Consider the following 23,453-nt stretch of genomic DNA (forward strand, 5'->3'; position numbering starts at 1 on the left):
GTCCGCATCCAAGGCATGGGCCGGAAGCGTCACGTGCTGTTCCTTGCCGCGGGTATCGGTAAAACGCAGATCAACGAATTTGACTTCGTTGTCCTGGATCATTTTAAGAACATCGGTTGCGATCATTTTTTCCTCCAGATCAGAATTTCAATTATGGAATGCAAAAAAGTTTACCTCTTGCTGCTATTCGCCACGCTAGCAGCCCGTCGGCTGCTAGCGTGGCAACGTGCTCTCACCCATCAGGTACTCGTCAACCGCGCGTGCCGCCTGGCGGCCCTCACGGATCGCCCAGACCACTAGTGACTGGCCGCGGCGCATGTCGCCAGCCGCGAAAACCTTGTCGACATCGGTCTTGTAACCGCCGGCGGCATCGGTCGTGGCACGCGCATTGCCGCGTGCATCCTTGGCGACGCCAAAAGCATCGAGCACGGTCGTCACCGGGCTGACGAAACCCATGGCGAGCAACACCAGATCGGCAGGCATGATTTTCTCGGTGTCCGGTATTTCAACCATCTTGCCCCCCTGCCATTCAACCCGAACCGATCTCAGCGCAACGACCCTGCCCTTGTCCCTGCCCTCACCGGGAATGAACGCCTTGGTGGCAATCGCGAACTCACGTTCGCAGCCCTCTTCGTGGCTTGACGAGGTACGCAGCTTGATCGGCCAGTAGGGCCATACCAGGGGTTTGTGCTCGCGTTCAGGCGGTATGGGCAGCAACTCGAACTGCGTCACGCTTTTTGCGCCGTGCCGGTTGCAGGTGCCCACACAATCACTGCCGGTATCGCCGCCGCCAATGATCACAACGTGCTTGCCATCAGCGCGCAACTGATCCCCTACCTTGCCACCGGCGTTGACCTTGTTTTGCGGCGGCAGGAACTCCATCGCAAAATGGATGCCTTCGAGTTCGCGTCCAGGCACGGGCAGGTCGCGCGACTGCTCGGCGCCACCAGCGAGCAGCACCGCATCGAATTCCACCTTGAGCCGAGCGGGAGCGATCACTTCCGTTGCCCAATTGATAATCTTGCTGCCTTCGGGCAGCGCACCGACCATCACACCGGTGCGGAACACCACGCCCTCGGCCCGCATCTGCTCGACGCGGCGGTCGATGCGCGACTTCTCCATCTTGAAGTCGGGGATACCGTAGCGCAGCAGGCCGCCGATCGCATCGTTCTTCTCGAACACGGTAACATCATGTCCTGCGCGCGCCAGTTGTTGCGCGGCCGCCATGCCGGCGGGACCTGAACCCACCACCGCCACGCGCTTGCCGGTTCTGATCTTTGCCGGACGCGGAACGACCCACCCTTCGGCCCAGGCACGATCGATGATGGCGCGCTCGATACTTTTGATGCCCACCGGGTCATCATTGATGTTCAGCGTGCATGCGGCTTCACAAGGGGCCGGGCAAATGCGGCCCGTGAACTCGGGGAAATTGTTGGTCGAGTCGAGCACGGTCCAGGCATTCTTCCAGTCGGCTTTATACACCAGGTCATTGAAGTCCGGAATGATGTTATTGACCGGACAACCGCTGTTGCAGAATGGCGTGCCGCAATCCATGCAACGCGCACTCTGCACCTTGGCATCGGCCTCATTCAGACTGATGATGAATTCCCGGTAGTTCTTGACGCGCTCGGCAACCGGGGCATGGCTCTCCTCCAGCCGTTTATACTCCATGAAGCCGGTATCTTTTCCCATGGTGCGTGGGCTCCGTGTTGCTACATTGGAAATCGGGACGCAAAGCCGGGCAAAATCCGGGGTCACCCGGAGGGACGCTACTTTGCGGCTGCTGTCATTCCGCCGAAAACAGCGCTGCTTCTGTTTTCAGGCAATTTCGTACCGACGACGACATACTGATCACTCTTGGATGCGTTCAGCTCGCCCAGCGCGCGCTTGTACTCGTTCGGGAAGACCTTGACGAAGCGGCTGCGGCATTCAGTCCATTGATCCAGGATGTGCCGCGCGCGCAGCGAGCCCGTAGATGCATGATGATCTTCGAGCAGCTTCTTGAGCAATACTTCATCGGCTTGACCCTGGTGCCAGAAACGGCGATCAACGCTCGCCTCCTGGTCGATGGCGCTCTCTACCTGCTCCAGCGACACCATCGAGGTATTGCATCGCTGCGCGAACTGGCCATCGTCATCATACACGTAAGCAATGCCACCGCTCATGCCCGCGGCGAAGTTGCGGCCTGTCCGTCCCAGCACAACTACCGTGCCGCCGGTCATATATTCGCACCCATGATCTCCGGTGCCTTCCACTACCGCGGTCGCGCCCGACAACCGCACCGCGAAGCGTTCGCCGGCAACACCGCGGAAGAAGGCTTCGCCGCTGGTTGCCCCGTAAAGCACGGTATTGCCGACGACGATGTTACTGGTTGCTTCGCCCCGGAACTGGGTACTGGGACGAATGGCAATGCGGCCGCCCGACAGGCCCTTGCCCGTGTAGTCGTTGGCGTCACCAATCAGGTGGATGGTGATGCCTTTGGCGAGGAAAGCGCCGAAGCTCTGGCCACCCGTACCCTCCATCTGCATGAATATGGTCTGGTCCGGCAGGCCTGCGGGATGGCGGCGCACCACCTCTCCTGACAACATGGCGCCGACGCTGCGGTTGACATTGCGGACTTCCTCGATGAGCTGCACCTTCTCGCCGCGCTCGAGTGCGGGCATGGCTTTCTCGATCAGCCGGACGTCGAGCGCGCAGGCAAGGCCGTGATATTGCTCTTCGGTCTGGCGGCGCGGCACGCTGGAAGGCGCGGCAGACTGATGGAAGATGCGGCTGAAGTCCAGGCCGCGTGCCTTCCAGTTGGCGACACCCTTGCTGGTGTCGAGCAACTCGGAGCGGCCGATCAGGTCGTCGAATCTGCGGACACCCAGCTGCGCCATGATTTGGCGCGCTTCTTCGGCGATGAAGAAGAAAAAATTGACGACATGCTCGGGCCGGCCCTCGAACTTGGCACGCAGCACCGGATCTTGCGTCGCTACGCCTACCGGGCAGGTATTAAGGTGGCATTTGCGCATCATGATGCAGCCTTCGACCACGAGTGGCGCCGTCGCGAAGCCGAATTCGTCGGCACCCAGCAGGGCGCCCATGACGACATCGCGGCCAGTCTTGATTTGGCCGTCTACCTGCACGCGAATACGGGAGCGCAAGCGGTTCAGCACGAGGGTCTGCTGCGTCTCGGCCAACCCCAGCTCCCAGGGTGTGCCGGCGTGCTTGATCGAAGTCCAGGGCGAGGCGCCGGTGCCGCCATCGTGGCCAGCGATCACCACATGGTCTGCCTTGGCCTTGGCGACGCCTGCCGCAACGGTGCCGACACCCACCTCGCTAACCAGCTTGACGCTGATGCTGGCACGCCGGTTCACGTTCTTCAAATCGTGGATAAGCTGGGCCAAGTCTTCGATCGAGTAAATATCGTGGTGGGGCGGCGGCGAAATCAGGCCGACACCGGGCACCGAGTGGCGCAGCATGCCGATGTAATCGGACACCTTGCCTCCCGGCAGTTGGCCACCCTCGCCGGGCTTGGCGCCCTGCGCCATCTTGATCTGGATCTGGTCGGCCGAGACCAGATACTCGGTCGTCACGCCGAAACGGCCTGAGGCCACTTGCTTGATCCTGCTGCGCAGCGAGTCGCCCCCCTCCAGCGCATAGTCGGCCGCGACCGCGGAGCCCATCACACCGCTGAGCCGGGTATCCTCCTTCATGGGGATGCCTTTGAGCTCATCACGATACCGGGCCGGATCTTCGCCTCCCTCGCCGGTGTTGCTCTTGCCGCCGATGCGGCTCATCGCCACAGCAAGCGTTGCGTGCGCCTCGGTTGAAATCGAGCCCAGCGACATTGCGCCGGTGGCAAATCGCTTGACGATTTCCGCGGCCGGCTCGACCTCACTGAGCGGGATCGCATTACCCGGCTGGATTTTGAACTCGAACAGGCCACGCAGGGTCAAGTGACGCTGCGACTGATCATTGATGATCCGCGCATACTCCTGGTAGGTTTCGAATTTATTGGCGCGCGTGCTATGCTGCAGCTTGGCAATCGCGTCGGGTGTCCACATGTGTTCTTCACCACGCACTCGCCAGGCATATTCCCCGCCAGCGTCGAGCATGTCCGCCAATACAGGGTCATCGCCGAATGCCTGCCGGTGCATGCGGATCGTTTCCTCGGCAACCTGGAACACGCCTATGCCACCGATCTGGCTGGCGGTTCCGCAGAAGAACTTGTCGACCAGTGGTTTGTCCAGGCCGATGGCCTCGAAAAGCTGCGCGCCGCAATAGCTCATATAGGTCGACACGCCCATTTTGGACATGATCTTCGACAAACCCTTGCCGATTGCCTTGACATAACGATGGATCACCTCCTCTGCAGTAAGGTTGCCAGGCAGCTCCTTGCACAGGGCAACCAGGGTTTCCATCGCGAGGTAGGGATGCACCGCCTCGGCGCCGTAACCCGCCAGCACGGCGAAGTGGTGGACCTCGCGCGCCGAGCCCGTTTCAACTACCAAGCCAGCGGCAGTGCGCAAGCCTGCGCGCACCAGATGCTGATGAATCGCGGACAGCGCGAGCAGAACGGGGATTGCAACATGGTCGCGATTCATCCGGCGGTCGCTGATGATCAGAATATTGTGGCCAGACTTGATTGCATCCACGCTCTCGGCACACAGCGACGCAAGCCTGGCTTCAACGGCTTTACCACCCCACTCGAGCGGGTAGGTAATATCCACCTCATGGCACTTGAACCTCCCGGCCGTGTGCTTCTCGATATAGCGCAGCCGCGCCATATCATCGAAGTCTAGAATCGGCTGGAGTACCTCCAGCCGTACCGGCGGATTGATGGCATTGATATCGAGCAGGTTGGGTTTGGGTCCGATGAATGACACGAGCGACATCACGATCGCTTCGCGGATCGGGTCGATCGGCGGGTTGGTGACTTGGGCGAAGAGTTGCTTGAAATAATTGTAGAGCAGCTTATTCTTGTTGGATAGCACCGCAAGTGGAGAGTCGTTGCCCATTGAACCGACTCCTTCCTCGCTGCCGATAACCATCGGGCTGAGCAGGAACTTCAGATCCTCCTGCGTGTAGCCAAAGGCTTGCTGGCGATCGAGCAAGGCTTCGTCATAGGCGGGTGATTCGCGCTCGACCGGTATGTCCCTCAACTTGACGCGCACGCTCTCTATCCATTGGCGGTAAGGCTTGGCCGAAGCGAGCCGGTTCTTCAGTTCTTCGTCATCGATAATGCGGCCCTGATCGAGGTCGATCAGCAACATCTTACCGGGCTGAAGACGCCACTTCTTGATGATTCTGCTTTCGGGAATCGGCAGCACGCCCGATTCGGAAGCCATCACGACCAGGTCATCATCCGTGATGATATAGCGCGCCGGCCGAAGGCCGTTGCGGTCGAGCGTGGCACCAATCTGGCGTCCATCGGTAAAGACCATCGCGGCCGGACCGTCCCAAGGCTCCAGCATGGCAGCATGGTACTCGTAAAACGCACGGCGGCGCGCGTCCATGCTGGCATGCTGCTCCCAGGCCTCCGGGATCATCATCATGGCGGCATGGGCAAGCGGATAGCCGTTCATCGTCAGCAATTCCAGCACGTTGTCGAAGATCGCCGTGTCGGACTTGCCTTCCAGGCTGATCGGGTAAAGCTTTTTCAAATCGTCGCCCAATACGGGCGATTTCATTACGCCCTCACGTGCGCGCATCCAGTTGAAGTTGCCCTTGACGGTGTTGATCTCGCCGTTATGCGCCACCATGCGGTAGGGATGGGCCAGCGACCACTGGGGGAAGGTGTTGGTCGAAAAGCGCTGGTGAATGAGTGCCAGCGCGGAGACTACCCGCGGGTCCCGTAGATCCGTGTAGTACCTGCCTACCTGGTCCGCCAGCAACAGGCCCTTATAAATGACCGTGCGGCAACTCATGCTCGGCACATAGTACTCACGGCCATGCGTAAGCTTCAGTGCCTGAATCGCGCTCGATGCTGTTTTGCGAATCACGTAGAGTTTGCGCTCCAGGGCATCCGGCACGATCACGTCCGGCCCACTACCGATAAAAACCTGGCGTATGATAGGTTCCTTGGCCCGCACCGTCGGTGACATCGGCATGTCCTTGTCGACCGGGAGGTCGCGCCAACCCAGGCACACCTGCCCTTCCGCCCTGATCGCCCGCTCGACCTCCTGAACGCAGGCCAGCCGCGAGGCATGTTCCTTCGGCAAGAAGATCATGCCGACGCCGTACCCGCCGGGTGATGGCAGCGTAACCCCTTGTGACGCCATTTCAGCGCGGTAGAACTCATCGGGGATTTGGATGAGGATGCCGGCACCGTCGCCCATGAGCTTGTCGGCGCCTACCGCACCGCGATGGTCGAGATTCTTGAGGATTCTGAGGCCTTGTTGGACAATGCCATGAGTCTTCACACCCTTGATGTGGGCGACGAAACCGACGCCGCAAGCGTCGTGCTCGTTTGACGGACTGTACAGGCCTTGCGAAGCGGCGAGACTGAGTTCTTCGCGAGAGGTATATCCGGCGCTTACCTGGGGCATGGTGCCGCCATCCACTCCATGGAGTGTCCCTGGCAAGCCAATATCGCTCATATCACTGAATAACATAATTGAAGCTGCGGACGTTCCAAAAAACCGTAAAGTAAGCCGCTATTCGCTACAGCGACAAAAATCCAGATCGACTCGGACCTGCTAATCCAAATCCGGTAGCTGACAAGCCTCGATACCCAGGCCAGAGTTTGATCCGCGCATACCCATCACTGTTTTACCAGATGCCTCTGTCCCCGACTATCGGCCGCATGCGCTAAATATGAAGTTAATATCGCGACATTCATCGAGAATCTCCGTACGCTACCGCACATATTCCGCAATAAGAGAGCGTCATCATTGATAAGTTGGGCAAGTATTCCATTGCACCTTTCGGCCTCCGCTCAACCTGAACATGGCGCGGAGCGGGTAAATGCCCTACCATAGGCTTGCACAAAAGCGAAATGCGCCGAATCCAGCACAAAAAGAAAGCACGCTATGGAACAAGAAGACAACCCGCTGTGGTACAAGGATGCCATCATCTATGAACTGCACGTCAAGACATTCTTTGACAGCAACAATGATGGCATCGGAGATTTTCCGGGCCTGATCTCCAAGCTCGACTATCTGCAGGAGCTGGGTGTGAATACGCTCTGGCTGCTGCCGTTCTATCCATCGCCGGGACGCGATGACGGCTATGATATCGCAGATTATCATAATATCCACCCGGCTGTCGGCGAAATGGCGGATTTTCACAAATTCATCGGCGAAGCGCATCGCCGTGGCTTGCGCGTGATCACCGAACTGGTTATCAACCATACGTCCGATCAGCATCCCTGGTTCCAGGCGGCGCGGCGTTCCCCCCCGGGTTCAAGCAAGCGGGACTTCTATGTCTGGAGCGATACCGATTCCAAATACGGCGGAACCCGCATCATCTTCAGCGACACGGAGAAATCCAACTGGACATGGGACGAGGAAGCCCAAGCCTACTACTGGCACCGTTTTTTCTCGCACCAGCCGGACCTGAATTTTGCCAATCCGCATGTATTCAAGGCGATCATGCATGTAATGAGGTTTTGGCTCGACGCCGGGGTGGATGGCATGCGCCTCGATGCAATGCCCTATTTGTGCGAGCGCGAGGGCACCAGCAACGAAAACCTGCCCGAAACCCACGCGGTGATCAGACGCATGCGCGCCGAACTGGATAACAACTACCGTAACCGCATATTCCTGGCGGAGGCAAATCAGTGGCCGGAAGACGTGCGCGAGTATTTTGGCGGCGGCGACGAGTGCCACATGGCTTTTCATTTTCCGCTCATGCCGCGCATGTACATGGCCATTGCGCAGGAGGACCGCCATCCGGTCGTGGAAATCATGGAGCAGACCCCGGACATCCCGGATAACTGCCAGTGGGCGGTGTTCCTGCGCAATCACGACGAACTGACCCTGGAGATGGTCACCGATCGCGAACGGGACTATCTCAACCAGACCTATGCGATCGATCCTGACGCACGCCTCAATCTTGGCATCTGCCGCCGGCTCGCGCCGCTGCTGGAGAACGACCGGCACCGCATTGAGCTGATGAGCCTGCTGCTCATGACCATGCCGGGCTCGCCCATCCTCTATTACGGCGACGAGATCGGCATGGGCGACAATTTTCTGCTCGGCGACCGCAACGGTGTCCGCACGCCCATGCAGTGGCGCGGAGGGCTTAACGGCGGCTTTTCCACCGCCGATCCTGACAGCCTGTTTCAACCGCCCATCGTCGATCCCGTTTACGGCTTCGGCGCGGTCAATGTCGAGTCGCAACAGCGCAATGCTTCCTCGCTGCTCAACTGGATGCGGCGGCTGATTGCCATGCGCAAGGCGCAACGCGCCTTCGGCCGTGGCACGCTCAGTTTTCTGCGGCCGGGCAATCGCAAGATACTTGCCTATCTGCGCGAGTACGAGGATGAAATCATCCTGTGCGTGGCCAATTTGTCACGCGCGCCACAGGCGGTGGAATTGGATTTGAGCCCTTTCAAGGGCCGGGTGCCGGTGGAATTGATGGGCCGCAGCAAATTCCCCCCCGTCGGCCAATTGCCGTATCTGCTCACCTTGAGCGGCCACGGGTTCTATGCCTTCCGCCTGGCCACGGATGTGGACGCGCCGGTCTGGCACGAAGAGCGCCCGGTACCGCCGGATCTGCCCGTGCTGATACTGGTAGATCTGGGGTGGCATACCCTTTTTGGCCATACGGAAGACCGCGAGGGCGTGAACCAGCTGATGGTGCGCCGCGCGCGGGACCAATTGGAGCGCCAGATCATTCCGCGCTACTTCCGTTCCCAGCCATGGTTCCTGGATAAAGATGCGGCGACGGAGAAATTCGAGCTTGGCGAAATGAGCGAGTGGTCCACGGAATCCGGCAGTTGGCTGCTGGCCACCGCGGTGTTGACACTCACCAATGGCGAATCGCATCGCTACGCCATCCCGCTGGCACTGGCGTGGGAGGATGACGACGAAAGCCGTATCAACGCGCTGCTGCATGCCACGCTGGCCAAGGTGCGGCGGCGCGCGCGCATAGGGATCCTGTTCGATGCATTCTGGGACGATGGATTCTGCCATGCGGTGGTATCGAGCATGGAGGCTGGTTCAACCGTTGCGTTTGGCAGCGGGCAGTTGCGATTCGAGGCGACTCTTGCTTTTCCCGGCTTCACGTATCCAGCGGATGGGGCGACGGTGACACGTACCGTATCCGAGCGCGGACGCCTGGTGGTGAATCTGGGTGACCATCTGGTGTTGAAGGGCTACCGGTGGCTGCTTCCGGGAGTACACCCAGAGCTGGAGGTGTCGCGATTTCTCACCGAGACGGCAAAGTTTACCCACATGACTCAACTGGCGGGCACGGTGGAGTACTCGGATGGCGAGGGTCATCGCGCCACGCTGGCGATCCTGGAGCGCTACGGGAAAAACCAGGGCAATGCTTGGGCGTATACGCTGGACTATCTGGAGCGCTTCCTGGACGAGTGCCTGGCAAGGCCAGAGCACCCGCCGGACGCGCGCCATGCCGCCTACATGGAACTGATCAGGACCCTGGGGCTGCGCACTGCGGAATTTCATCAAGCGCTCGCGCTACCGGACGCCACCGGGGCATTTGGCAGCGAGCCCGTCACCGGGGACGACGTCACCGCATGGGTGAACAGCGCACACATACAGCTGGGCATGATGTACGAGTTGCTGGAAACGGAATTGCCGCGGCTACCCGAGGCGGCGCAGGCGCTCGGTAACAGTCTGGTGGCGGCCCGGCCCCGGCTCTACCGGCGCGTCATGCATACGGCAGCGTACCCTGAGGGAGCTGGGGCCGCTAAAGCGCGTTATCACGGTGACTATCATCTCGGCCAGGTATGGTTGTCAAACAACGATTTCCTGATTACCAACTACGGTGGCGAGCCTGGACGGGACTGGACGGAGCGCCGCTGGAAGCACACGCCGCTGCGCGATGTAGCGGGGATGCTGCTTTCATTTTCGGAGGTAGCGGCGGCAGCCTTGGATCATGTAACGGCCAATTCCCCCGAAACAGGCAGTGCGCTGCAGCAGCAGGTGGATAACTGGCAAGCGCTGGCAAGCCGCGATTTATTCAAGAGCTATCGCAGGGCGATGAAAGCACATGCCTTGTTTCCGTCCGACGCACGGGCCGCGGATACGCTGGTTACACTGTTCATGGTGGAGAAAGCCGCCACTGACGTGACCCGCGCGCTCACGCAGCGTTCGAAATCGGCCCATCCCGCCATGCAGCGTCTGATCCAGCTCTGCCAGCGAAGACGATAGAGGTAAGTTTGCTTACACGATCCCATGACATGCCTTATGGCACGCAGATCACGCAACAGGGTGTACGCTTCCGTCTATGGGCGCCCGGCTGCGAACAGGCGGCCCTGTGCGTCTCTCACGAGCGGGCGCGGCATGAGCAAGCCCTGCCCATGCTTGCGCGCGGAGGTGGCTGGTTCGAACTTACGGCGCCTCATGTTGGCGTCGGAACACGCTATCAGTTCGAGGTGAACGGAGGCCTGCGTGTGCCGGACCCGGCCTCGCGCTTCAATCCGGACAATGTGCATGGCGCAAGCGAGGTGATCGATCCGGCAAACTTCGACTGGCAAGACGCAGCGTGGCGCGGGCGCCCTTGGGAAGAGACTGTGATCTACGAACTGCATGTGGGTACGTTCTCGCCTGCGGGAACCTTCGCGGGGGTGGCGGAACGGCTGGACTACCTGGCGGAACTGGGTGTAACGGCGATCGAACTGATGCCGGTAGCTGATTTTCCGGGTACGCGCAACTGGGGCTATGATGGCGTACTGCCCTATGCGCCGACTAGCCGCTACGGCCGTCCGGAAGACCTCAAGGCATTGATTCAGGCCGCCCATGCAAGAGGCCTGATGGTGCTGCTGGACGTGGTGTACAACCACTTCGGGCCGGAAGGGAATTATCTTCACGTCTACGCGAAAGAATTCTTTACCGAGCGCCACCATACTCCATGGGGCGCGGCAATCAATTTCGACGGCCCGTGCAGCCGGAATGTGCGCGAATTCTTCATCCACAATGCACTATACTGGCTGCACGAATATCACTTCGATGGCCTGCGCCTGGATGCGGTGCATGCAATCATCGATGCTTCCAAACCACACATCCTCACCGAGCTGGCGGAGCGTGTGCATGCAAGCATCGGCCCCGAACGCCAAGTGCATCTGATTCTGGAGAACGACGCCAACGAAGTGCGCTATCTCGGTCGCGGCCCCTGTATCACCCAAAGCTCGGCACCCAATGTCACCCAGTATACCGCCCAATGGAATGACGACGTCCACCATGCGCTGCACGTTCTCGCCACCGGCGAGACGGATGGATATTACGCGGACTACGCCGATGAACCGATCCGCCATCTCGGACGCTGCCTGGCGGAAGGATTTGCTTACCAGGGAGAAGCATCCGCCTATCGCGACCATGCAAGGCGCGGCGAGACCAGCGCGCACCTGCCGCCACAAGCCTTTGTGTGCTTCCTGCAATGTCACGATCAGGTGGGCAATCGCGCGTTCGGCGAGCGCATCACGCATATTGCGCCGGCGCACGCCGTGCGCGCGGCGACAGCTGTCTATCTGCTGGCGCCGGGCATCCCCATGCTGTTCATGGGCGAGGAATTCGCCGCGAAGTCGCCTTTTCAATTCTTCTGCGATTTCGGTGATGAGCTACGCACAGCGGTAACGCAAGGCCGCCGGCGCGAATTTGCCCGGTTCGCGCGCTTCGCCGATCCGGCGACGCAGGCGGCCATACCTGACCCAAATGCCATTCAATCCTTTCTTATCTCGAAACTGGATTGGCATTCGCTCAAGGACGATGCGCCAGCGGACTGGCTGGCATATTACCGGCGCCTGTTGACGTTGCGGCGAGAGGTGATTGTGCCACGCCTGCGCGGCATGGAAGGGCACCCTGCGGAATTCGAGGTGTTCGCGCCAGGTGGCCTGCGGGTGGGGTGGCAGCTCGGCGACGGTTCGACACTGCGGCTGCTGGCAAATTTTTCGGGGAAGGACATTCAAGGAACCGTTCCAGCCGGACAGACCGTATTCGCCTCGGCAGCGGTAACGGAAGACATCCTCGCCCCATGGTCCGTAGTGTGGATGCTCGAAACACCGTCCGAGCCCGGAATCATAACCCGCACCCCAAAAATCGCCACTGAATAGGATGAAATCCGGTTTGCGCCACCCACCATCGTGAAATATCCGGCCTAAAGGAGATGCATGAGCGATCCGCTTGACCAATTATGCGACCGGTATGGAGTGTTGCCATGGTACAGCGATATCTGGGGCAACGCCCATTACACTTCCGAGGCTGCGAAGCGCGCCCTGCTCGCCGCCATGGGGGTAGCGGCGAATACCCGGGAAGAAACCGCCGCATCGCTGCATGCTTTCGAGCGGCGCAAGTGGGAACGGCCGTTATCGCCGGTACAGGTGGTGCGCGAATCGCAGCGGCCGCACCGCATCGCTATCGCCCTGCCGGTGTGCGAGGATAAGCGGGTCTATCGCTGGTGCCTGCGCAGAGAATCCGGCGCCGAGGACAGAGGCGAGTTCACTCCGGCAGCGCTGCACGAAGCGGAGCGCTGCCAACTCGACGGCCGGGAATTAGCGCGGCGGATGCTGGTACTGGATCTTATCGTGGAACCGGGCTATCACCGCTTCTCGATTAAACCGGCGGATGGGCATGGCCTCACTGGCGAGATGCCCATGATAGTCGCGCCCGCCGTGTGCTACGAACCGCCGGCGATTCAGGGCGAAGGGCGGGTATGGGGTTTCGCGGCTCAGCTCTACGGTATCCGCTCCGAGCATAATTATGGCATCGGAGACTTCAGCGACTTGCGCCGCCTGATCGAATTCTGCGCCCAGGCGGGCGCAAGTACGCTGCTGCTCAATCCGCTTCACGCGCTATTCCCGGACGCCCCGGAGCATGCGAGCCCATACAGCCCCTCCAATCGTGCCTGGTTCAACACACTTTACCTGGATGTGGAGGCCATTGCCGATTTTGCCGAGTGCGAGGAGGCGCGCGCGATCGTGGCCGCGCCCCAGTTCCAGGCGCAACTGCGCGCGCTTCGCGCCGCTGAACAGGTGGATTATCGCGGTGCCGCGGAGGCGAAATCCAAAGTCCTGGAATATCTGTACCGGCATTTTCGCGCCCGGCACTTGGCCCGCGATACCATCCGGGCGCGCGCCTTCCGCGGTTTCCAAGCCGAACGTGGCGAGAGCCTGCGCAAACAGGCACTGTTCGAGGCGCTGCAGGAGCATTTCCGCGCGCAGGATAGCACGGCGTGGGGCTGGCCCGCATGGCCGGAAGCCTACCGCGACCCGCATGCGCCGGAGGTGGCGGTTTTTCTTGATGCCCGCCTCGACCGGGTGGAATTCTTCGAATACCTGCAGTGGCAGGCTTCAAGACAGCTAAGCGCCGCCGGGACGCGCTCCTCGGAATTGGGACTCAGCATAGGCATGATGATGGATTTGGCGATTGGCGTCGCGGATGGCGGCGGTGCCACCTGGGCACGGCGGGAACTCTTTGCGCTGGACGCCAGTGCCGGAGCGCCGCCGGACGACTTCAATCTTCTCGGCCAGAACTGGGGTCTACCCCCCTGGATTCCCCACCAACTGACTGATGCGGCCTACGCGCCTTTTATTGAGATGCTGCGCGCCAACATGCGCGATTCGGGAGCATTGCGGCAGGACCATATCATGGGTTTACGCCGCCTGTTCTGGGTCTCACGTGATCTGCCTGCTGCGGAAGGCGCCTACGTATGCTATCCGTTCGAGGATTTGCTGGGTATTCTCGCCCTGGAAAGTCAGCGCAACCAATGCCTGGTGGTGGGAGAGGATTTGGGCACCGTACCGGACGAGGTGCGCCAGGCCTTACAACCCATGAACGTGATGTCGACACGGCTGCTGTATTTCGAGCGGCGCGGGGACGGTCGGCTGAAGCCGCCAAAGGAGTATCCGGTGAATGCCGTAACAGCGGTGACGACGCATGATTTGCCGACCTTGGCCGGATTCTGGCAAGGGCTGGATATCGACTTGCGCCAGGAACGGCATCTGTTTCCTGACGATGACGCATGGAATCGGCAGATCGTCGAGCGCGCCGCGGATCGCGCGCAGATATTGGTGGCGCTGGAAAGCGAAGGCGTGCTGCCGGCAGGCAGCGGCTTACATCAGGTCGGTTTCCCGGAGATGACGGCGGAGCTGGCGGCGGCAGTGTATACCTATCTGGCGCGCGCACCATCCAAACTGCTGCTGGTACAGATGGAAGATGGTTTCGGCGTGCGTGAGCAGCCGAATGTGCCAGGCACGGTGGAGCCAGCCTACCCTTGCTGGCGGCTCAAGATGCCGCTCAATCTGGAGGAATGGCAAGGCAGCGCCTTCCTGCAAGGGATAGCGCTCGCCCTGCGCCGGGAGCGGCCGGTATTGCACGTACCAGGCCCCGGCGGGGGCGAAATCAAGAGAGAGGTGAAGCTGTGGATCCCCCGGGCGACTTACCGGCTGCAATTGAATCGTGACTTCGACCTGAAGCAGGCAACCGCCCTGCTTCCCTATCTGGATGAGCTGGGGATCAGTCATTGCTACTTGTCGCCGCTGCTCAGGGCCCGCCCCGGCAGTCGCCACGGCTATGACATTACCGATCATGGCGGCCTTAATCCGGAGATCGCCAGCACCGAAGACTTCGAACAATTTGTCGCCGCATTGAAACGGCATGGAATGGGCCAGATCATGGACGTGGTACCCAATCACATGGGCATCATGGGCACCGACAACGTCTGGTGGCTGGATGTGCTCGAGAATGGCCCGGCGTCCCGGTTCGCCAGCTATTTCGATATCGACTGGTATCTTCTTGGCGGGGACCTGCCGGGCCGGATTCTGCTGCCGGTGCTTGGCGACCACTACGGCGCGATTCTGGAGAGCGGCGAACTCAAACTTGTGTTCAACGCGGAACAAGGCGCATTCAGTATGTTCTATTACGAACACCGTTTCCCGGTCGACCCACGGGAGTATCCGCGCATCCTGGGTCACGGCCTGGAACGCCTGCGGACACGACTGGGGGGTGAGCACGCCGACTTTCTGCAGCTCCAATCCCTGATCACGGCCTTTAGCCATCTGCCGCCGCGCGACGGCGCGTCTCCCGGCGCGATCGCGGAACGCGCCCGCGACAAGGAAATGCACAAGCGCCACCTGGGCTCGCTATTTGCCAGCAGCGCCGATATCGCACAGTTCATCCAGGAAAATGTGGCAACCTTCAATGGCACAGCACCGGATACAATAAATTTTGATCCGCTGCATGAACTGCTGGAGGCCCAGGCCTACCGTCTGGCTTTCTGGCGCGCGGCGGCGGATGAGATCAATTATCGCCGTTTCTTCGATATCAATGAGCTGGCGGCGCTGCGCATGGAAGATCCGGAGGTGTTCGAGCATACACACCATCTGGTGCGCGAGTTGCTGGCGCGCGGTGATGTGAACGGGCTGCGCATCGATCATCCGGACGGCTTGTACGCACCGGAGGAGTATTTCGGGCGCTTGCAGGCGATGGCGGCGGCGCTGTCTCCCCAAACAGCGGAAGAGAACCCCAAGTGCCTGTATATGGTGGTGGAAAAGATTCTCGCGTCCCATGAACATCTTCCGGAGTCATGGCCGATCCACGGCACCACCGGCTATGACTTCGCGGCGGTTTGTGGCGGACTCCTTGTCGACGGCGCCGCCGCCGATCATTTTACCCGGCTCTATCAAGGCTTCATCCGGGAACGCCCCGACCTGGACAGGATCGTGCGGGCAAACAAGCACCTGATCATGGAAACCTCGCTGGCGGGGGAACTGCAGGTGCTGGCCACTCAACTGACACGCATCGCAAAAAGCAACCGCCGTACCTGCGATTTCACCTTCAACAGCCTGCGCGGCGCCCTGGCCGAGATCGTGGCGAGCTTCCCGGTCTATCGTACCTATATCACCGGTTGCGAAGCTTCAGCGGAAGACACCCGTTATGTGGATTGGGCCGTCGGAGTCGCGAAGAAGCGCAGCCAGACGGCGGACACCAGCATTTTCGATTTTGTGCATGATGTGCTGCTGGCGCTCCATGCCCAGGGGAAGGGCGAGGCGCAGCATGATGCGGTGTGCGCCTTCGCCATGAAGTTTCAGCAGTACACCAGCCCGGTGACAGCCAAGGCGGTGGAAGACACAACCTTCTATCAGTACAACCGGCTGGTATCCTTGAACGAGGTCGGCGGCGAGCCGCAGCGCTTTGGCGTATCACTGGCGGCATTCCACCGGGAAAATCAGGAGCGGGCACGCCGCTGGCCGCACGCCCTGCTGGCCACATCAACCCACGACAACAAACGCTCCGAGGATGTACGGGCGCGTATCAGTGTACTCTCCGAGATGCCGGACGAATGGAATCGCGCACTTTCCCGCTGGAGCAAACTCAACCGCGGCAGCCGCCGCAAACTGGAGACGGGGTACGCGCCGAGCCGCAACGACGAATATCTGCTTTACCAGACACTGCTTGGAGTATGGTCTACCAGCCCGGCTCAGTCCGGCACGCCAGACCCGGTGGAGCTGGCACGGCTCTCCGAGCGCGTGGAAGGCTACATGCTGAAGGTTGGGCGCGAGGCGAAGGAACATAGTTCTTGGATCAATCCAAACACCGTATATGAAGAGGCGGTGCGCGATTTCGTACGCGCGCTGCTCTCCTCCGGGCACGCCAATCTGTTCTTGCGTGATTTTTTGCCGTTCCAGGAGCGCATTGCACGCGTGGGCGCTTTCAACAGCCTGTCGCAATTGCTGCTCAAACTCACTTCACCGGGCGTACCCGACATCTATCAGGGCAATGAAGTATGGGACTTCAGCCTAGTAGACCCGGACAACCGGCGCACGGTGGACTATGCGGCGCGGCATGCGGCATTGCGGGCAATCAAGACCATGCATGCCGAAAAAGGTGCGGCGACGTGCGCGCAACATCTGATCGAGAACCCGGAGGATGGCCGGATCAAGCTCTATCTGACTTGGCGGACGCTGACATTCCGCCGCGAATGCGAACTGCTTTTCCGTGACGGCGGCTATCTGCCGTTGAAAGCGCACGGAGCGCGCGCGCAGCAAGTATGCGCCTTCGCCCGGCATCTCGGGGATGAGACCCTGCTGGTCATGGTACCGCGCCTGCTGGGGGGGCTGCTGGGAGAACATGGCCGGATGCCGGTCGGTAAATCCGTGTGGGGCGACACCTGGCTCGAATTACCGCCGGAACGCATGCACGAGAAATGGGACAACATATTGACCGGCGAAGCCTTCAGCTTGCAGACACTGGCCGGAACGCATGGATTTTCCCTGGCTCAGCTATTCGGGACATTTCCCTATGCGCTATTGCGGGCGCACGGCACAGGGGACGGTCGCAATGAAACTTCGTGAAGATCCATTGCGCACGGCTAAGTTGTATTCGTCTTTGCTGGGAATTGACCTATTCAGCGCTCTAACAGTTTGCCGCCGATGAACTGGGCCTATCTAGGACGCAGGGTGAGCACTTCGAGCTACATCTGACGGCCGGTAGCCGGGTCATTCTACTCGGCGGCGAGCTGTTCACCGAGAAAATTCCGCTCTAGTCGAATTTCATCGGCCACAGCAAAGCCGAATCGCCCAGGCGCAACATGACTAGGAAGCCGGACACGCGCGGTTTTGAGGTGTCCATGAATACGATGACGATGGCGCACCTTTGGTGGTACTCACCTTGCCTTGGCTTGGCTATTGATCTGCCTATCAAGCCAATCTCTTTCAACAGGTATTGCATTTGAGGCTACGATGAATTCTCTTTTACACCTGGTCGAACAATACGGCCTTACCGTCGTATTCTTCAATGTGCTCATCGAACAATTGGGTGCGCCACTGCCGGCTTACCCCATGTTGGTCGTCACCGGCGCCTTGCTGGAACGTACCAGCTATTCGGCGCCTTTGCTATTGTTCATCGCCGTGCTTGCCGCTTTAATCGCCGATTTCACGTGGTACCTGGCGGGAAGACGTTATGGACGAAAGGTAATGGGGACGCTTTGCCGTATTTCGCTGTCACCGGACTCATGCGTGAGGCAGACCGAATTGGTGTATCTGCGTTGGGGAGCTTCGTCTTTGCTGGTTGCCAAGTTTATTCCTGGCTTCGCCTCGATCGCCAGTGCGCTCGCTGGCGCCCTCGGGACAAAGCGCACCAGTTTTATATTCTTCGACAGCGTGGGCGCTGCGCTTTGGGCTGGATCGGCGATTTATCTGGGTTCGCTATTTAGTACGACCATAGATGACCTGTTGAACGTCCTCCAACATCTGGGCATGTGGGGTTTAGTCTTGATCGGCATAGCGCTGCTCGCGTTTATCGCGAGAAAATGGTGGCAACGTGACCGCTTTCTGAAATCGTTGCGCATGGCGCGTATATCGGTCGATGAACTTCACCAGTTGCTGCAGCAAGGCGCTGCGCCCACCATCATTGATGTGCGTTCCACGCTCTCTCAAGATGAAAACCGTATTCCGGGTGCGATAACGATGTCGGTCGAAAACTTGACCCTTCCTGCCCTCGGCGCCACGTATGATGGCGAAGTCGTTGTGTATTGCGCGTGCCCGAATGAGGCTTCTGCCGCACGGGTCGCAAAGCAGCTTATGCAAATGGGTTACAGCCACGTGCGGCCATTGGCCGGCGGCGTCGATGCATGGATTGCTGCTGGGTACTCTGTCGAATCAGGGGCATTTGGCGAAAGGGAAATTAAAGGGCGGCAAACCGCCCCCCCTTGAGAGGCACGTTCCGGTACACGGTTACGGTGTCCACCGGGTAACATCCGCTACGAGCCAGTCAGTCCTGCCGCAGCAACAGCACTATCGACCGCGGCGCCACCGTCAGCCTGGCGCCAGCCTGAAGCGGTGTGGCATCCTCGGCCCAACCCTGGACAGTATCGAGCACATGCAGCCAGCTTCGACCCCAGCGAGTCGCAGGCAGGATGAAATCCAGCCCTTCGTAGTGAGCATTGAAGATAAGGTAGAAACTGTTGTCGGTAACCGGTTCGCCGCGGGCGTTGGGGTTGGGAATAGTTTCGCCATTGATGAAAATTCCCAGGCTTTTGGCGAGCCATCCACCCCATGGCTCCTCGCTCGCCTGTTCGCCGGTGTGACTGAACCAGGCAATGTCGCTATAGTCCGCACCATGAATGGCCCGACCCTGAAACCAGCGGCGGCGGCGAAAGGCCGGATGGACGTGGCGGAAAGCGACGAGCCGCTTGGTGAATTCATATAAATCCTGATCAATTCGGCCCCAGTCAATCCAGGAAATATCGTTGTCCTGGCAATAGGCATTGTTGTTACCTTGCTGCGTACGGCTGAATTCATCTCCCGCGAGCAGCATGGGCACGCCTTGCGACAACATGAGCGTGACCAGAAAATTGCGCTGCTGCCGGGCGCGGAGCGCAAGCACACCGGCATCGTCGGTGGGACCCTCGACGCCGCAGTTCCAGGAACGATTGTCGTCGCTGCCATCGCGATTATCTTCGCCGTTGGCCGGATTGTGCTTGTCATTGTAGGACACCAGATCGTGGAGCGTGAAGCCGTCGTGCGCGGTGACAAAATTGATGCTGGCAAAAGGGTTGCGCGAGTTGCCGGCATAGAGATCCGGGCTACCGGTGAAACGGTGCGCGAACTCGCTTAGCGTCTCTTCATGGCCGCGCCAGAAATCTCGCAGACAGTCGCGATACTTGCCGTTCCATTCCGACCAGCCCGGCGGGAAATTGCCAACCTGATAACCGCCTTCGCCGAGATCCCAGGGTTCGGCAATCAGCTTGATCTGGCTGATGACCGGATCCTGCTGAATGAGGTCGAAGAAGGCGGACAATTTTTGCACTTCATGCAATTCGCGCGCCAGAGCGGAGGCCAGATCGAAGCGGAAGCCATCCACATGCATTTCCAGCACCCAGTAACGCAACGAATCCATGATCAGTTGCAGCACATGGGGCTGTCGCATATTGAAGCCATTGCCGGTGCCGCTGTAGTCCATATAATGGCGACGATCGTCCGCCACCAATTGGTAATAATAGGCATTGTCGATGCCTTTGAAGCAGAGTACCGGCCCAAGATGATTACCCTCCGCGGTGTGGTTGTAAACCACGTCGAGGATGACTTCTATGCCGGCCTGGTGCAGGGCCTTAACCATCTGCTTGAATTCAGCGCTGGCGGCGCCTGGGGATTTATCGGCCGCATAGTCGTTATGCGGCGCGAAATAGGAAATGGAATTGTAGCCCCAGTAGTTGCGTAAACCCTGGTCGATCAAGTGTTTCTCATGCACAAAATAATGCACCGGCATCAACTCTACCGCCGTGATGCCGAGCTGCTTCAAATGTCCGATGGCGGCGGGATGCGCGAGGCCTGCGTAGGTGCCTCGCAATTCGAGCGGGATGTCCGGATGCTGTGCCGTAAACCCCTTGACATGCAGTTCATAGATAACGGTTTCGTGCCAGGGCCGTTGCAGCTGGCGGTCCCCCGACCAATCGAAGAAAGGTTGCAGGACGACGCATTTGGGCATGAAGGAAGCGCTGTCCTCATCATTGCGCGCATTTGGGTCTGCGAAGGGGTAAGGGAATACTGCTTCGTCCCAGCGAATCTCGCCGTCAATGCCCTTGGCATAGGGATCGAGCAAAAGCTTGGCTGGATTGCAGCGGTTGCCTTGCTCGGGCGCCCACGGCCCATGTACCCGAAAACCATAGCGCTGTCCCGGCCCGACGCCAGGAAAGTAGCCATGCCAGCAATGACCCGCATTCTCAGGCAGATCAGTCCGGATTTCGCAACCCAGTTTATCGAACAGGCAAAGCTCGACACGCTCGGCAACTTCCGAAAACAGCGAGAAGTTTGTTCCCGAACCATCATAGGTGGCTCCGAGCGGATAGGGATTTCCGGGCCAGACTTTCACTGGAACCACCGGCTTTGCAGCGATACCCGGCTTCCCGCAGGCGTATGGAGCGTATGAAGGGCAGGAACGATGGGCATGGATTGAGTAAAGGAATAGGATGCGAATTTTTCGACTTATTGGTTCCCACTCTAGCAGAAAACCGCGGGAATATGGGCTATAACAGAATTAGCGTGTTGACCAGGAGGTATGAACGGTGAACTACGATATGCGGGAAAGAAGAGACCGGAAAAAAGTCATGGCCTTTGTCATGGCCGGTGGCGAGGGTTCGCGCCTGCGGCCATTGACGGCAGATCGTTGTAAACCGGCGGTTCCGTTCGGCAGCCGCTATCGTATCGTGGATTTCGTCCTCACCAATCTGGTGAACTCCGACATTCGTTCAATTTATCTCCTGGTCCAATACAAACCGCAATCCCTCATCGAACATATCCGCAAGGCATGGACGGTTTCCACCCTATTTTCCGAGCAGTTCGTCACGGTGGTGCCGCCGCAGATGACACCGGACCGTACACTCTTCGGCGGCACGTCGGATGCCGTGTACCAAAGCCTGAATCTAATGGACATGCACCGGCCGGACCTGGTGGCGGTCTTCGGCGCGGACCATATCTATCGCATGGATATCCAGCAGATGGTACGCTTCCATCGCGAGAACGGCGCGGATATCAGCGTGGCCGCGCTTCCCGTGCCGCTGGAGCAGGGTTCGAATTTCGGCATTATCGAAACCGATTCGTCGGGACGCGTTACCGGCTTTCAGGAGAAGCCCGAAAAAGCGAAGCCGATGCCAAACGATCCGCAACACGCATACGCATCCATGGGCAATTATCTGTTCAACGCGGACTTCCTGAGGACGGCGCTGGAAGATGCGCACAAGGATGGCGCGACTGATTTCGGCCATCATGTGCTCCCGCGCCTGTCCCAGTCCCATCGGGTGTTTGCCTACAACTTTGCAACCAACGTAGTGCCTGATACCAAGCCCTATGAGGAAAAAAGCTACTGGCGCGATGTGGGAACGCTGGATACTTATTTCGAGGCGCATCAGGACATGCTCGGCCTGGAGCCGCGCTTTGATCTTTTCAACCCACAATGGCCGATTTTTTCCAGCTATTACCAGGGACCGACCTCCTGGGTAATGCAAGGCGAACTCGACAATGTCCTGTTGGGTGCGGCGAACATCATAAGACACGCGAAAATACGCAATTCGATCCTCCGAAGGGAAGTCACGGTTGAGCCGGGTGCGCAGATCGAAGACTGCATCATCATGGATTATGTACGCATCGGGCGTGGAGCGAAGCTGCGTCACGCGATCGTTGACCGGCATAACGTGATTCCTCCGGGTACGGAAATCGGTTTCGATCTTGCACGCGATCGGGAGAAATATCACGTAACCGAGGGCGGCTTGGTAATCGTGCCTCTGGGCGATGTGCGCTACTATTCCAGGGAAGAATGGAGGACGAGTGCCGGATATTCCGATTAGATGTGGCGAGCCATCGAAAGATGGCTCAAGGCGCGCCGATACGATGATTGGAAGATGGAACTTGCCTGCCGAGGGGCAGGGGCACGCCGCGAGGCGGGGTCATCAGTCCTTTGTTGGCAAGTCTTTTCCTTCACTATGCGTTCGACAAGTGAACACAGCGCAACCACCTTGCCTCTTGGCCCATCACCTACGCTGGAACGTCTGAACGATAGGAGCGGTATGAACGAGAGATTCACATACCGTTGCGTGAGAGCCCGAAGGTGAGGCTCCTTTGTGTTACTCGACCCATTACTCGCTGCTCACGCACAGCATCTTGCAGATAGACAGTGAATAGTTATTCGCTGCAACGAGCCGCGCATTAGGGGGCTTTGAGACTCTCTTTTATCTTCCACGCCGGTTAGACCCACTAAGCGTGTTACCGCACAGATAATTAAAAGTTGCTTATTTAAAATACGCCCTATCAAATAGGGAAGCTATGTTTATGCAAGACTAGAAGGAACACTGGTGGGATTATATATTTTACTCAACTATATTATTAATGTCAATACGCATGCGCAAAACCTTATAGATCAACCGATTGCAATTTCATGCGGGATTAATGAGTCGGGACTGAGTGACATTACCCTTACGTAATGGAAGAGAGGAAAATATTTAATAAATCCCAAAAAGACGATATCAACGCATCATCTACGCGATAGCGTAGATAACCGTGGAGGTATATATAAAATGAGTACTTACCGGTTTAGAATCATTGTTATGCTGATGCTTTTTGGCTTGGGCGTTAACGAAAGCATGGCGCAGCCACCGGCTGCTAATGGCCCCGCGCCTGAACCTCATGTCCAGGCCCCTGGCCCAGACGCTCCGATCACCATGGCACCCACAGCGCCGCCGCCGCCCCCGCCGCCAGAAGCTATCACTCCCGCACCTTCTCCGTTGTATGGTAGGTCTAGTTACTGGGACAACTGGATTGCGCCTGAAAAGGAGCCCAGTGTGCGTTCTCCTTC

Annotated in this window: 8 protein-coding genes and 1 pseudogene; 6 read left to right on the forward strand and 3 right to left on the reverse strand. The window is 59.1% G+C overall.

Annotation, left to right across the window (positions count from 1 at the left end; genetic code table 11):
- Positions 1 to 213 precede the first annotated feature (213 nt).
- A complete protein-coding gene (locus tag SQ11_RS14740; RefSeq protein WP_041514956.1) occupies positions 214 to 1,692 on the reverse strand; it encodes a glutamate synthase subunit beta in 1,479 nt (492 codons plus the stop codon).
- 77 nt (positions 1,693 to 1,769) lie between these two features.
- Entirely contained in the window at positions 1,770 to 6,533 is a 4,764-nt protein-coding gene (locus tag SQ11_RS14745; protein WP_052494293.1) for a glutamate synthase-related protein, read from the reverse strand.
- 483 nt (positions 6,534 to 7,016) lie between these two features.
- Between SQ11_RS14745 and treS the strand changes: the two genes are divergently transcribed.
- The 4 genes from treS to SQ11_RS14770 all read left to right on the forward strand — a co-directional run bounded on the left by treS (position 7,017) and on the right by SQ11_RS14770 (position 18,820).
- Complete coding sequence (gene treS, locus SQ11_RS14750; protein WP_041514957.1) at positions 7,017 to 10,325, forward strand: maltose alpha-D-glucosyltransferase; 3,309 nt, start codon at positions 7,017 to 7,019, stop codon at positions 10,323 to 10,325.
- An 8-nt stretch (positions 10,326 to 10,333) separates the two neighbouring features.
- Positions 10,334 to 12,223 (forward strand): malto-oligosyltrehalose trehalohydrolase, encoded by a 1,890-nt coding sequence (gene treZ, locus SQ11_RS14755; protein WP_232298024.1) that lies wholly within the window; start codon positions 10,334 to 10,336, stop codon positions 12,221 to 12,223.
- Between the two features lie 57 nt (positions 12,224 to 12,280).
- Positions 12,281 to 17,461, forward strand: coding sequence for a malto-oligosyltrehalose synthase (locus SQ11_RS14760; RefSeq protein ID WP_041514959.1), 5,181 nt, complete (start codon positions 12,281 to 12,283; stop codon positions 17,459 to 17,461).
- Positions 17,462 to 17,848: 387 nt separating this feature from the next.
- Entirely contained in the window at positions 17,849 to 18,820 is a 972-nt protein-coding gene (locus tag SQ11_RS14770) for a DedA family protein/thiosulfate sulfurtransferase GlpE (RefSeq protein WP_041514961.1), read from the forward strand.
- A gap of 58 nt (positions 18,821 to 18,878) precedes the next feature.
- On the opposite strand, the gene glgX is transcribed toward SQ11_RS14770, so the two are convergent.
- Entirely contained in the window at positions 18,879 to 20,978 is a 2,100-nt protein-coding gene (gene glgX, locus SQ11_RS14775) for a glycogen debranching protein GlgX (RefSeq protein ID WP_041514962.1), read from the reverse strand.
- A 193-nt stretch (positions 20,979 to 21,171) separates the two neighbouring features.
- On the opposite strand from glgX, the gene SQ11_RS14780 reads away from it, so the two are divergent.
- A complete protein-coding gene (locus tag SQ11_RS14780) occupies positions 21,172 to 22,449 on the forward strand; it encodes a glucose-1-phosphate adenylyltransferase (protein WP_232298025.1) in 1,278 nt (425 codons plus the stop codon).
- Between the two features lie 726 nt (positions 22,450 to 23,175).
- Positions 23,176 to 23,453, forward strand: a pseudogene (locus SQ11_RS17935) (hypothetical protein); the annotation flags it as partial.

Source organism: Nitrosospira sp. NpAV, assembly GCF_000832065.1.
In the GTDB taxonomy this organism is placed as follows: domain Bacteria; phylum Pseudomonadota; class Gammaproteobacteria; order Burkholderiales; family Nitrosomonadaceae; genus Nitrosospira.